The 13,173-nt window shown below is 59.9% G+C and carries 14 protein-coding genes; 8 read left to right on the top strand and 6 right to left on the bottom strand.

Annotated features, from left to right (window positions below; translation table 11 throughout):
• Positions 1 to 26 precede the first annotated feature (26 nt).
• The 6 genes from trxB (at position 27) to PYR71_RS09870 (ending at position 5,682) form a co-directional block, all read left to right on the top strand.
• Positions 27 to 1,001, top strand: coding sequence for a thioredoxin-disulfide reductase (gene trxB / locus PYR71_RS09895; protein ID WP_275619199.1), 975 nt, complete (start codon positions 27 to 29; stop codon positions 999 to 1,001).
• A 22-nt stretch (positions 1,002 to 1,023) separates the two neighbouring features.
• Positions 1,024 to 1,920, top strand: a complete 897-nt coding sequence (locus PYR71_RS09890) for a LysR family transcriptional regulator VtlR (RefSeq protein WP_004671024.1) — start codon at positions 1,024 to 1,026, stop codon at positions 1,918 to 1,920.
• 553 nt (positions 1,921 to 2,473) lie between these two features.
• Complete coding sequence (locus PYR71_RS09885; RefSeq protein WP_275619595.1) at positions 2,474 to 2,767, top strand: ArsR/SmtB family transcription factor; 294 nt, start codon at positions 2,474 to 2,476, stop codon at positions 2,765 to 2,767.
• Positions 2,768 to 2,889: 122 nt separating this feature from the next.
• Positions 2,890 to 4,014: an alkene reductase gene (locus PYR71_RS09880; protein WP_275619198.1), complete on the top strand. Its 1,125-nt coding sequence runs from the start codon at positions 2,890 to 2,892 to the stop codon at positions 4,012 to 4,014.
• Between the two features lie 77 nt (positions 4,015 to 4,091).
• Positions 4,092 to 4,892, top strand: a complete 801-nt coding sequence (locus PYR71_RS09875; protein WP_275619197.1) for an aminoglycoside phosphotransferase family protein — start codon at positions 4,092 to 4,094, stop codon at positions 4,890 to 4,892.
• A gap of 274 nt (positions 4,893 to 5,166) precedes the next feature.
• Entirely contained in the window at positions 5,167 to 5,682 is a 516-nt protein-coding gene (locus PYR71_RS09870) for a GrpB family protein (protein WP_275619196.1), read from the top strand.
• A gap of 2 nt (positions 5,683 to 5,684) precedes the next feature.
• Here the strand turns inward: PYR71_RS09870 and PYR71_RS09865 are convergent, their stop codons facing one another.
• Positions 5,685 to 5,966, bottom strand: coding sequence for a DUF2188 domain-containing protein (locus PYR71_RS09865; protein ID WP_004671042.1), 282 nt, complete (start codon positions 5,964 to 5,966; stop codon positions 5,685 to 5,687).
• A 226-nt stretch (positions 5,967 to 6,192) separates the two neighbouring features.
• Between PYR71_RS09865 and PYR71_RS09860 the strand changes: the two genes are divergently transcribed.
• Positions 6,193 to 7,290 carry a calcium:cation antiporter gene (locus PYR71_RS09860; RefSeq protein ID WP_275619195.1) on the top strand — a complete coding sequence of 366 codons (1,098 nt, stop codon included), beginning with the start codon at positions 6,193 to 6,195 and terminating at the stop codon, positions 7,288 to 7,290.
• A gap of 25 nt (positions 7,291 to 7,315) precedes the next feature.
• Here the strand turns inward: PYR71_RS09860 and PYR71_RS09855 are convergent, their stop codons facing one another.
• From PYR71_RS09855 to PYR71_RS09835, 5 genes are all read right to left on the bottom strand, one after another.
• Positions 7,316 to 8,185: a 3-deoxy-manno-octulosonate cytidylyltransferase gene (locus PYR71_RS09855; protein WP_183912498.1), complete on the bottom strand. Its 870-nt coding sequence runs from the start codon at positions 8,183 to 8,185 to the stop codon at positions 7,316 to 7,318.
• 28 nt (positions 8,186 to 8,213) lie between these two features.
• Positions 8,214 to 9,119 (bottom strand): glycosyltransferase family 8 protein, encoded by a 906-nt coding sequence (locus tag PYR71_RS09850; protein WP_275619194.1) that lies wholly within the window; start codon positions 9,117 to 9,119, stop codon positions 8,214 to 8,216.
• A gap of 183 nt (positions 9,120 to 9,302) precedes the next feature.
• Positions 9,303 to 9,689, bottom strand: a complete 387-nt coding sequence (locus PYR71_RS09845) for a type II toxin-antitoxin system VapC family toxin (protein ID WP_275619193.1) — start codon at positions 9,687 to 9,689, stop codon at positions 9,303 to 9,305.
• On the bottom strand, positions 9,686 to 9,952 hold the full coding sequence (locus PYR71_RS09840; protein ID WP_088690111.1) for a type II toxin-antitoxin system Phd/YefM family antitoxin: 267 nt from the start codon (positions 9,950 to 9,952) through the stop codon (positions 9,686 to 9,688). The genes PYR71_RS09845 and PYR71_RS09840 overlap by 4 nt, the downstream gene beginning before the upstream one ends.
• A 96-nt stretch (positions 9,953 to 10,048) precedes the next feature.
• Positions 10,049 to 11,251 carry a pyridoxal phosphate-dependent aminotransferase gene (locus PYR71_RS09835; protein WP_275619192.1) on the bottom strand — a complete coding sequence of 401 codons (1,203 nt, stop codon included), beginning with the start codon at positions 11,249 to 11,251 and terminating at the stop codon, positions 10,049 to 10,051.
• Positions 11,252 to 11,487: 236 nt separating this feature from the next.
• Between PYR71_RS09835 and PYR71_RS09830 the strand changes: the two genes are divergently transcribed.
• Positions 11,488 to 13,161 (top strand): ArnT family glycosyltransferase, encoded by a 1,674-nt coding sequence (locus PYR71_RS09830; protein ID WP_275619191.1) that lies wholly within the window; start codon positions 11,488 to 11,490, stop codon positions 13,159 to 13,161.
• Positions 13,162 to 13,173 lie beyond the last annotated feature (12 nt).

Here is a 13,173-nt window from a genome sequence, read left to right as displayed (position 1 = left end):
CCTCCTGCCAGTCGAAAGGAAATAACATGCCCGCCCGCCACACCAAGGTGCTCATCATCGGTTCCGGACCCGCGGGCTATACCGCCGCGGTCTATGCCGCGCGCGCCATGCTGAAACCGGTTCTGATCGCCGGTCTCGAACAGGGCGGTCAGCTGATGATCACCACCGATGTCGAGAACTATCCGGGCTTTGCCGATCCGATCCAGGGTCCCTGGCTGATGGAGCAGATGCTGCAGCAGGCAAAACATGTGGGCGCCGAGATCGTCAACGACCTCGTGACCGAGGTCGACATGAACCAGCGTCCCTTCGTCGCCCGCACCGACAGCGGCCAGGTCTGGACCGCCGATACGCTGATCATCGCCACCGGCGCCAAGGCCAAGTGGCTCGGCATCGAAAGCGAGCAGCATTTCCAAGGCTTCGGTGTTTCGGCCTGCGCCACCTGCGACGGCTTCTTTTATCGCAACAAGGATGTGATCGTCGTCGGCGGCGGCAACAGCGCTGTCGAAGAGGCGCTCTATCTCTCCAACATCGCCAAGTCAGTCACATTGGTACACCGTCGCGATACCTTCCGCGCCGAGAAGATCCTGCAGGAACGTCTGTTCGCCAAGGAGAACGTCAAGGTGCTGTGGAACACCGAGGTGGCCGAAATAACCGGCACGCCGGCCAAGCCCCCGATGCCGCAATCCGTCTCCGGCGCCCGCCTGCGAAACGTCAGAACCGGCGCGATGACCGAGATGGCGATCGACGGCGTCTTCGTCGCCATTGGTCACGCGCCGGCAACCGAGCTCTTCAAGGACAAACTGAAGCTGAAGGATAACGGCTATCTCTGGACCGCGCCGGATTCGACCGCGACCAGCCTCGAGGGTGTCTATGCCGCTGGCGACGTGACCGACGACACCTTCCGTCAAGCCGTCACTGCCGCCGGCATGGGGTGCATGGCAGCGCTCGAGGCCGAGCGGTATCTGACGGGCCACATGCCCGTCGCCGTGGCCGCGGAGTAAGATCGGCATGAGAGGCGGGGGAATGCCACTGGATTGGGACAAGCTGCGTATTTTCCACGCAGCGGCCGAGGCGGGTTCATTCACGCATGCGGCGGATAAACTCCATCTGTCCCAATCCGCCATCAGCCGCCAGGTGAGCGCGCTCGAGCAGGATGTCGGCACCAAGCTGTTTCACCGCCATGCTCGCGGCCTGATCCTGACAGAACAGGGCGAACTACTGTACCGCACCGCCCATGACGTGCTCCTGAAGCTCGAAACCGTAAAGATGCAGCTCACCGAGACGACCGAGACGCCGTCCGGAAAGCTGCGTGTGACGACGACCGTCGGTCTCGGCCAGGGCTGGCTGACCGACAAGATCCAGGAATTCCTGCAGCTTTACCCCGATGTGCAGATCCAGCTGATCCTCGACAATGAGGAAGTGGATGTGAACATGCGCCACGCCGACTGCGCAATCCGCCTTCGTCAGCCGCAGCAATCCGACCTCATCCAGCGCAAACTCTTCACCGTGCACATGCACGTCTATGCGGCGCCCTCCTATATCAATCGCCATGGCGAACCGCAGAAGATCGAAGATCTTGACAATCACCGCATCATCACCTTCGGCGAGCCGGCGCCGAGCTACCTGCTCGACGTCAACTGGCTCGAAGTCGCCGGCCGCTCGTCGGACAATAAGCGCATCCCACATCTGCAGATCAACAGCCAGACATCGATCAAGCGCGCCTGCCTGCTCGGCATCGGCGTCGCCTGCCTGCCGGATTACATCGTCGGCCGCGATCCCGGCCTGATTCAGCTGGCGATCAATGCCGACGTCCCCTCCTTCGACACCTATTTCTGCTATCCCGACGAGATCAAGAACGCCGCCAAGCTGAAGGCCTTCCGCGATTTTATCGTCAGCAAGGCCAGAAACTGGAATTTTTAAGCCAGATTAATGGAATGTTTTCCATACTATGCAAAGAGCGCATGACTGGCATGCACAAATGTGGGTTGCCGTTTGCCCATTAAACCACCATATCGCACATAGCTGATGCACATGGTGGCTTTTCCTCCCAGTTCCACCGCATTAGCTGTTCCCCTCTGGAGGTTTTTGACCTTCACACTTATAAGGGCCCTGGTTTTCCAGCGGCCCTCTTTTTTTGCCTTGACGCGCTTGGCAATGCTGCGTCGCAAAAAATTTGTGCGGCGCATAGCAGGCATGCACAAAAAAGCATTGAAACCTGCCTAAGGAAGCACCATATCCCTACCAGCTGATGCATTTCGTGGTTTCTCTCCCAGTACCACCGCATTAGCTGTTCCCCTCTGGAGGTTTTTGACCTTCACAATTAAAAGGGCCCTGGTTTTCCGGTGGCCCTCTTTTTTTTGCACAAAATTTGCGCACCGCCGGACCGCCGCCCCCTCACGCCTCCGTGATTTGCATATCGATGAGCATCGATCCATATATCGAGAAAATACGATTTATGGATCGACAAACCTCGATGGACAAAGACGAGATCATTAAGGCGCTCGCGCATCCCACCCGGATGGCCATTCTGAACTGGCTGAAAAATCCGGAGGAACATTTCCTCACGCAGGAGCATCCTTTCGAAATGGGGGTCTGCGCCAGCCAATTCGAACGGTGTGGCCTGTCGCAGTCGACGGTTTCGGCCCATCTCGGGACACTGCACCGCGCTGGTCTCGTCACCACCAAACGCGTGGGACAGTGGATCTTCTACAAGCGCAACGAAGACACCATCGCAGCCTTCCTCAACCAGCTGACACAGGATCTTTAAAATGCCCGCCGCAGCCCCGCTGGCTGATCGGCGTGGCGTAACGGCGTTCGACCATCTCTCCGCCAGGGGCCAGGCCACCCTTGCCCCTGCCGAGTGATCCTCCCGCAAAAGAAAGGACCATCATGGCCAAGCTTTTCGAACCCACCAAGGTTGGCGACATCACCGTCAAGAACCGCATCGTCATGGCGCCGCTCACCCGCAACCGCTCACCGGGTGCGGTGCCGAACGACCTTAATGTCGAATATTACCGCCAACGCGCCACGGCAGGGCTGATCATCACCGAGGCGACGGCGATCACTCATCAAGGCCAGGGTTATGCCGACGTGCCCGGCCTTTATAGCAAGGCAGCGCTCGAAGGCTGGAAGCGTGTGACCGACGCCGTTCACGCCGCGGGCGGCAAGATCGTCGTTCAGATGTGGCATGTCGGCCGTATTTCGCACACGACGCTGCAGCCGGGCGGCGGCAAGCCCGTCTCCTCGACCAATCGCGTCGCCAAGGCCAAGACCTATCTGGTCAACGCCGACGGCAGTGGCAGCTTCGCCGACACCTCCGAACCGCGCGCGCTCGAAACCGCCGAAATCCCTGGGATCATCGAGGATTACCGCAAGGCCGCCCGCGCCGCCATCGACGCCGGCTTTGACGGTGTCGAAATCCATGGCGCCAACGGCTATCTGCTCGACCAGTTCATTCGTGACGGCGTCAATGACCGCACCGACCCATATGGCGGCTCGATCGAGAACCGCACGCGGCTCGCCTTCGAAGTCGTGGATGCCGTCGTGAGAGAAGTCGGTGCCGGCCGCACTGCGATCCGCATTTCACCAGTGACGCCGTCGGGCGAAAGCTACGATTCCAATCCGCAGGCCACCTTCGCCCATGTGGTCGAGGGATTGGCCAGATACGACCTCGCTTATATCCACGTCATCGAAGGCCAGACGGGCGGCGACCGTGATTACCAGCAGGGCGACAATCCTCCCTTCGACTACAAGGCGCTGCGCCGGACCTATGAAAAGGCCGGCGGCAAAGCCAAGTGGATGGTCAATAACGGCTATGATCGCGACCTGGCGGTCGACTCCGTCGAAAGCGGCCGCGCCGATCTCGTCGCCTTCGGCAAGCCCTTCATCGCCAATCCCGACCTCGTTGAACGGCTGGCAAAGAACTTGCCGCTCAACACGCCGGACCAGTCGACCTTCTACGGCGGCACCGCCAAGGGTTACATCGACTATTCCGCTGTCGAGAAAGTCGCCTGAGCCTTTCGGATCCGAATTGCGAAATCCCGCTGAGAGGCGGGATTTCCATTTCCGCTCCATCTTTGTACGGTGTCGCCATGTTCGCTCCCTATCTCGATCGCTGGTCGCTCATTGCCGACGGCGAGCCGATCCTCACCCATTCGAGCCGCCTGCTGCCGGTCCTCTGGCAGGATAGGCCCGCCATGCTGAAGGTCGCGACCGACAAAGACGAACAATATGGCGCGCTGCTGATGCAATGGTGGGACGGCGACGGCGCGGCCCATGTCTACGCCCATGAGGACGACGCCGTGCTTCTGGAACGGGCAACGGGCAAACGCTCGCTCCTTGCCATGGCGATGAATGGCGAAGACGACGAGGCAAGCCGTATTCTCTGCCGGACGGCCGCAAGGCTGCATGCGCCGCGCCAAAAGCCGCTTCCCGATCCAATACCTCTCACCCGCTGGTTCCGTGAACTGGAATCGACGGCCGATAAAGCTGGCGGCACATTTGCCGATTGCTCGACGGTCGCCAACGCCCTTCTTTCCGATCCGCGCGAAGTCACCATTCTCCACGGCGACATTCACCACGGCAATATTCTCGATTTCGAGACACGCGGCTGGCTGGCGATCGATCCGAAGCGCCTTCATGGCGAGCGCGGCTTCGATTTCGCCAATATCTTTGCCAATGAGGAGCTGCCAACCATCACCCATCCCAGCCGTTTCCACCGCCAGCTCGCCATCGTCTCGATGGAAGCGAGGCTGGAACCGAAGCGGCTTTTGCAATGGATTGCCGCCTATTCCGGCCTTTCCGCCGCCTGGTTCCTCGGGGACGCAAACACGCCTCAGGTCGAGACGGCTCTGACGGTCGCCCGGCTCGCCCTTTCCGAACTTGCGGCTTAACCTCCGCCCTGCAGTGAATAAGGGCCGGCGCTACCTGACGATGCTGCGGTTCGGACCGGCAGCCGAGCGCCACGAGCGTCACCTTTGACCGGCAGACGGCGTTTGGCGGATAGTCACAAAATCGGAATCGATTTCCGAAAAGAATCGTGCATAATTCGATGCATCCCGCGTATATCCACCGGAATGTGGCGTCCCGTTATACCTTTGCTTTTCATGCCATTCCTGACACCAGCCGCGTCACCATTTTGCAGAAATTGCTCTAATCAGGATAATCATGACACCTCACAATCTGGTTGAACTGGTGCCTTACGACCCGCAATGGCCGACGCATTTCCGGCGCATCCGCAACCGGTTGCTTACCTGGCTGCCGCAGGCGCTCTTCATCGATCATATCGGCAGCACGTCGATACCAGGCATGATCGCCAAGCCTCTCATCGATATCGACATCGTTCTTCCCAGCCTCGAGCATATCGCAGATGCCACAGCGGCGCTGCTGGCGGAAGCCTATGAACCGCGCGGCAATCGCTATGACGACGAGGTCTGGGCATTCTTATCGAGAGGTTCGGTACCGGCGGAGCGTGTCTACCTTTGCCCGGCCGGCAACGGCACACATCGAAACAGGCTGGCTTTCCGGGATTATCTCATCGCGCATCCGGAGTCGGCGAGCAAGTATGCCACGCTCAAATGCAGACTGGCAGCCAAGTTCAGAACGGACGGCGATCGCTATACCGCGCAGAAGCGTGAATTTGTCGACACGATCGTTGCGCGGGCATTGAAGGGCAATGCTTAGCGTTACGCGCCGTGCGGGGCTCCGGCCGCGCGATCCTGCCACAGGCCGTCTACCACTTCCGTTTCCGGCCGGTCTCCGCCCTCGGCGTATTCCTCATGCCACTTGCCGTTTTCATCCTGCCAGCTGATCTCGGCGGAATCGCCGCCGACTTGCTGTTCGGCCGCGACGATACGCGCAGCTTCAAGCGCCTCGGCATGGCTTGGAAACGCTTCGGAATAGACGCCTCCCAACCTGTAGGCCCATCCGCCGTCATGCGGCACGACTTCGTAGACCACCTTGATCATGCATCCGTCTCCTCATTTTTTGCGCATAGACACGCTTCCGGACAGGATCCGGATCATCGCGACCGCTTGACGAGAATACGAGGATGCCGCGATCTGTTTCCGGCCCCGACGGCGGTCAGTATTCCATTAAACGCCGAAGACTGCAAATAGCAGTGCGCCGTGGCGCGCTTCCCATCCGGAATCAGTGACTTAGTTAAGAGGCATGGATCGGAACCGGAGCTGAAACTTGGCCATCGCTTCACGCTTAAAAGAGGAAAAATATCTGGTCGCCGCACTTGCCGCTGCGGCGATCGCCTATCTCCTGGAGCATACGGTGCTCGAAATGGGACGCGGTGTCGCGCTGCTTGCCGCCGCGGCCTTGGTCGCCACCATCGTGCTTGCGTCGATCCGCGTTGCCCATCATGCCGAACTGCTCGCCGTCAAGGTCGGCGATCCCTACGGCACGATGATCCTGACACTTTCAGCACTCGCCGTCGAAGTCATCATCCTCGCCATCATGATGACGGGCGAGAGTTCTCCGACGCTGGTGCGCGACACGATCTATTCGGCCCTGATGCTCGACATCAACGGCATCCTCGGCCTCGCCGCCCTTCTCGGCGGTCTTAAACACGGCGAGCAGCCCTATAACGACAATTCGGGCAAGACCTACGGCGTGATGATCCTCACCGCTATGGGCATCTCCATGATCGTGCCGGAATTCGTGCCGAGGGATAAGTGGCACTACTATTCCGCCTTCACGATCGTCGCGATGATTGCGCTTTACGGCCTCTTCCTGCGCATGCAGGTCGGGCAGCACAGCTATTTCTTCAGTTACAGCTACCCGCGCTCCGAGCGGAAGAAGGAAAATCACCGCGAGCACGACACCGAGGAGTCGGCCGCGGTCTCGATCGTGACCATCCTCGCAGGCGTCGTCATCATCGGCCTGCTGGCGGAGTTCATGTCGGCTTTTATGGCTGAGGGCCTTCGCGATAGCGGCGCCCCGATCGCAGTGACCGCGGTCGTCGTCGCGGCGATTTCGGCCGCACCCGAGATATTGACCGCCTTGAGGGCGGCGTTGAGGAACCGCATGCAGGCAACGGTCAACATCGCCATGGGCGCCTCGCTGTCGACGGTGATCCTGACTGTGCCCGTCATGGAAGCGATCGCGCTCTACACCGGCCAGCCCTTCATCATGGCGATGACCCCGGTGCAGACGGTGATGGTCACGATCACGCTGATTGCCGCGGCAATCAATCTCAACGACGGCGAGACCAACGCCATCGAAGGCATGACGCATTTCGTCCTTTTTTCCGCCTTCGTCATGCTGACGGCGCTGGGGCTTTGAAGACAGAACACTGCGGTGAAGCAGCTTATCCCTTCGACTTTTCGAGGAAGCGCTCTTTCCGGGTTTTCGGCTTGAAGCGCCGGAAGAAATTCTCGATGGCGCGAATGGATTTGGTGACCGACATCAGCCTGTCGATCTGGCCGTTGGCATTGTGGAGCCGCTCGGACAAGACTTCGGCCGCCGTCATGGCGATCTCGATCGGCGGGACGTCAGGAAATCTTTTGGCGAGCGCCGAATAGGGGCTGGCGTCGACGCCGCCCATCATCGAGATCGAGCCCATTCTGGCAAAGAGGCGCAGAAATATCTGCTCGAACGTCCAATCGTGCACGTCGAAGACCTTCCACTTCTCGCTTCTCTTAGCCGAAAAGCCGGCAAGCAGGATCTTGCCCGGCAGTTGCAGGTCGGCGAGCCAGAACGCCATCGCAAAGCCGCTGGTGGCGATTTTGCCCGTCGGATAGAGATCGTCAAGCATTTGCGTCAAGTCGAGGTGGCGGGCCTTGGCGCCTTTGAAGCGGCTTTCCTCGCTGAAATTTTCCTCCGGGGAGACGCGAAGATTGATGACACCCAGGAAGTCATCGCCGGCAAAGAAGCGCAGAACATCGCCCACTTCGCGCCGATGGACGATATTGGCGCCCATGACGCCGCTACGGGCAACCAGCACCGCACGACCGGCGAAAGGCTCGTCCAGCACCTTGTAGACATTGTTGAAGAAGACGTAGAGCGCGGTCTCCGGCAGCTCGCTTCTGAGCCGTTCGAAATCGACCGCTTCGCTATTCGCCACAAGCACGATGTGGGAATAGCGCGACAGCAGCGCCTTCCACGCTTCCGGTGTCAAAAGATTCACTCCGCCATCTTCGGCGGCCGTAGTCCTGATATCGCTCGGAATTGATTCCATCGGCTCACATGCACTTTCCAAGAACGATCTAGCTGTTGCTGAAATAGGCGCGCATCCGTGCAAGCCGCGTCAGCCCGCCGATCTGCTTTCCCACATGCGAGAAGAAACCGCCAACCCGGCCCGCCGCCGACGGCTGCTTGCAGAAGGAAGCCCACGGCGTGTTGCGGAGATCCTCGACATAACGGTTTGCCATCTGCCGATGCACCCAAGGCACGGTGGGTTGCCACGGTTTCTTGCGGCCGGTGAAATGGAGGATCGCCGGCCGGGCGACGAAAGGCAGCAGTCCCGTCTGCGTGTTCCAGCACGGATCGAGCACCAGCCAGTCGCCGTTGAATGTGACGTTCAGCGCATCCTGATCGTTGTTTTCGAACAGATGCGAGCGCTCCTCGAAGATCTCCCGGGTTTTGGCAAAAAGCCCCTTCGCCCGGCAGACCGACCAGTCGAACAGCAAGACGCCGGCGTTGAAGTAGCGTCCGCCCTCGCCCATGCCGATCTTGCGCTGCCGCGCGCCCGCCTTCTCGGGAAAGGCCATGACATAGTCATCAACGGCGGCAAGCGCCTTGCCGTGAAGATCCCTGGTGAAGAGTTCGTCGACGGACGCTACCGCCAGCACATCGGCGTCGAGGTAAAGCAGGCGCTCGATATTCTCGGGAATTTGCAGATCCATATAGAGCCGCGCCAGGGTGGCGGCGGACCAACGGCCCCGCGCCTGCAGTCCGGCATCGGGCGTCGCATAGGGCAGCACGGTGATCGTCATGTCGTTCAGGCGCGCGAAGCTTTCGACCTCGCCGACCTCGTTCGGCTTCAGGTCGATGCCGAGAAGCAGGAACTCGACGCCGGCCTTCGCCAGATTGCGCTTGACGGAAAGCAGGGTGCAGCAGGCAGCCGGCAGCATGTTGACGTCGGAACAGACGATGACGGCACTCTGCTGCAAAATCCGGCCTCCCCAAAGCGGCAACTTGAACTTGATGCCAGGATATCTAGTTGGTTTGGCGGCCGCCCGCAACCTGAGATCACCCGCGCCGTTGGCGCTCCCCGGCACGATTTGAATCGGAATTCAACGGCTTGCGAGGCAAAGCGGAATCGATGCCGCAAGGTCTTCAATCCGGATGTAAGCCTATAGCCGCAGCGCCAGCGGATGATTGACAAGCAATCGGTCGACCGTCGCAAGCTGCAAGCCCTCGACCTTGCACTGTGCCAGCAGCAGGCGGTCGAAGGGATCACGCATCTCCGGCTCCGGGTCGGCGGCGGTGATGACGTGCTGAATTTCGATCCGCAGCAGTATCAGCCCTATTTCTTCGAGTGACCCCGCAATGTCTTCAAGCGGCATGCCTGGATCCAGCTTTCCCAGACGAGCCTTGATCGCCGTTTCCCACAGGCTTGCGACGCTGACGAAGCCTACAGTTTTGCTGTCGCCAAGCAGCGAGGCGATCTCAGGAAATCGCTGGCCAGCGTCTTTCCGCAGGATCGCCAGAGCGATGTGGGTATCAAGAAGAAGCCTCATGGCTCCGGCAACGGCCTCAGAAGAAAATCTTCAGGCAGCGGGTCGTCGAAATCGTCCGCGATGAAAGGCACTGGGTTGGTGATACCCCGAGCACGAAGATAAGCCTGACCGGCCTCCAAGTTTAAACCGCCACGCTTCTGATGCGGCACGAGATCGAAAACCGGCTTGCCGTTGCGGGTCACGATAATGGTCTCGCCTTCCTCGACCTCGCGGGCAAGCTCGGTCAGGCGGTTCTTCGCGTCGCGGATCGTCACGGTCTTCATGCCACAAATGTAGCCACATGCAGCCACATCGTCAACGCGCAAACAAAAAGGCCCGCCGTTGCCGGCGGGCCTTCGATCGATGTTATCGCAACCGGCTTACTTGCAGGCGGCGCAGAAGCGCTGGATGCGGCGGCAGGCTTCCTCGAGCAAATCCTCCGAGGTTGCGTAGGAGATGCGGAAGTTCGGGCCGAGACCGAAGGCCGAACCATGAACGACGGCCACACCTTCCGATTCTAGAAGCTCGGAGACGAAATCCTCATCCGTCTCGATGACCTTGCCGGAAGGTGCGGTCTTGCCAATCAAGCCCTTGCAGGACGGGTAGACGTAGAAAGCGCCCTCCGGAACCGGGCAGACGATGCCCTTGGCCTGGTTCAGCATGGACACGACGAGATCGCGGCGGCCTTCGAAGATCTTCTTGTTCTCAGGGATGAAGTCCTGCGTGCCGTTCAGCGCCTCGACCGCCGCCCACTGGGCGATCGACGTCGCGCCCGAGGTCTGCTGGCCCTGGATCATGTCCATCGCCTTGATGAGCTGGATCGGGCCGGCCGCATAGCCGATACGCCAGCCGGTCATTGCATAGGCCTTGGAGACGCCGTTCATCGTCAGCGTGCGGTCGTAAAGCTTTGGTTCGACTTCAACAGGCGTGACGAACTTGAAATCGCCATAGGTCAGGTGCTCGTACATGTCGTCGGTCAGCACCCAGACATGCGGATGCTTCATGAGCACGTCGGTCAGCGCCTTCAGCTCGGCATGCGTATAGGCAGCACCCGTCGGGTTGGACGGCGAGTTGAAGATGAACCACTTGGTTTTCGCCGTGATCGCCTTTTCGAGATCGGCGGCCTGGAGCTTAAAATTGTGTTCCTGGGTCGCCGAAACGAAAACCGGCGTGCCGCCGCACAACGCCACCATTTCAGGATAGGAAACCCAGTAGGGCGCAGGGACGACGACTTCGTCGCCCGGGTTCAGCGTCGCCATGAAGGCGTTGAACAGGATCTGTTTGCCCCCGGTGCCGACGATCGTCTGCTCCCAGGAGTATTCCAGGCCGTTTTCGCGCTTGAACTTGGCGGCGATCGCCTTGCGCAGTTCGGGTATGCCGGAAACCGGCGTGTACTTTGTCTCGCCGCGGTTGATCGCGTCGATGGCGGCCTTCTTGATATTCTCGGGCGTATCGAAATCCGGCTCGCCGGCGCCGAGGCCGATGACGTCGCGTCCTTTTGCTTTCAGCTCGCGCGCCTTCTGAGAGACGGCGATAGTGGCTGAAGGCTTCACACGGGAAAGAGCATCGGCAAGGAAGGCCATGATATCGGTCCTAATGGTTGAAACGGGCAGAAAGCCGGGACCGGAGTTCTGCGGTTAGCTCTATGTCCAATGTATGACGGCATTTCAAGCGCAAAGGCGTGATGGGGCAATGATTCTTATTGATCGTTTTCGCCACACAGGGCGAGCCGGGGTTCTTGCCATCTTAGCACGAGGAGGAGGGTCAATACTCAATTTGGATGAATTGCTTTTTAAGCCGCTGCTGATGAACTGCCGGCATGAGAAAGCCGCCCCGCAAGCCCTCCGCACCACTGCGTCTCGCGCCGGACGAACTGGAATTGAATCGGCCCGGAAGTCGGCAATACCCGCAGGAGACGATCGACCGGGAAATGGGTGCCCGCAACTATCTGAACCTCGACACGGCGATCTTGCTGGGGATCCTGATTATTGCGATCGTCTTCAGATTCCACAGGATCACCTTGCCGCTGGTCGACGGCTTCAGTTGGCGTGAGATAAGCACCGCCATGATGGCCGACAACTTCCAGCAGCGCAGCTGGAACATCTTCTTTCCCGAGGTCAGCTGGACCGGGCCTGGGCCAAGCTATCAGGGCCGCGAGTTCCAGATCGTCAGCTACATTACAGCCCTGCTCTACCAACTCTTCGGCTGGCACGACTGGTTCGGCCGCGTGGTTGCAGCCCTCTTCGGCCTGCTGACCGTGTTTTCGCTACACAGGATGACGGCGCTGTGCTGGGGCGAGATGCACGGGCACGCGGCAGCATTGGCCTACACGCTGATGCCGGCGGCAATCCAGATTGACAGCTCGTTTCTTCCCGATCCCGCGATGCTGGCGTTGGTCACTCTTGGTGTCTGGCTGTTCGCCAAATACTGGGTCGGCGGCAGAGGCTGGCTCTTGCCCCTCGCCACGGCCAGCTTCTCGCTCGGCGTGCTGTCAAAGCCTCCGGGCATCGCCGCCGGCGCCGTCATCGTCTATCTGATGGTGTGCTGGATTCTGGAGAAGAGATGGAAGCAGGCGAGCTTGGTCTTGCTGTCAGGGCTTTTTAGCCTGGCCATTATCGGCGCTTATTTCAACTGGGCGATCTATCTCGCCCGCAGCTATCCGCCGTTTCATTTCGCCGGCAGCGGCGGCTATATCTGGGATTACGGCTTCTGGACATATGTCAGGGACAGGTTCTACTTCAAATCCGCATGGAACACTTCGGTCTTATGGTTCTACGGCTATCCATTCATGGTGCTGTTCGCCGTCGGCATGTGGATGCCGCCTAGACCGGCCGAAGACCCGAAGCAACGCATCCTTTCGGCCATTCCCTATGTGTGGCTGGCTGCGGCGTTAATTCTTTATCTGGCGGCGGCGGGCGAGATCACCAGCAATGTGTGGAACTTCCACATCTTCCACGTGCCGGTCGCGATATTCTGCGGCCATGGCGCGCTTCTTCTGGCTAGGCTTTCATCGAGTACCTTTCTGACGCCGGCGGTGATGCTTCGTTCGATCTGTATCGTGGCCATAGCGCTCGGCTGGTCGACCCTTCCCCTCGTCAGGACGATGAAGAAGCCAATCGCGATGAAGGGCAAGCTTCTTGGCGAGGAACTGGCGCGGCTGACGCAACCGGGCGACCTCGTCGTCGCCATCGCGCCCGACGTCGGTGATCCCGTCGCAGTTTACTACAGCAGGGCGCGCGGCTGGGTATTCCCGCCTGGCGGAGGCGATTCCGAATGGTCGAAATTCGTCGCGGATGACGCCACCGCGATCGCACAGCTCGAGGAACTGCGCGCGCAGGGCGCGGATCTGTTCGGCGTCGCGAAGAACGCCATGGACAAGCAGGGCCTGCTGTTCGTCGAACATCATAAGGGCGTGATCGATTATCTGGACAGGACCGCAACCAAGCTTACGGATTCAGAGGACTTGCTGGTCTACAGGATCACCCCTCCATGAGAGCCGCGACAA

Source organism: Rhizobium mulingense, assembly GCF_029194105.1.
Classification (GTDB): domain Bacteria; phylum Pseudomonadota; class Alphaproteobacteria; order Rhizobiales; family Rhizobiaceae; genus Rhizobium; species Rhizobium mulingense.
The sequence above is the reverse complement of the archived record's forward strand: the minus strand, read 5'-3'. Positions and strand labels throughout refer to the sequence as shown.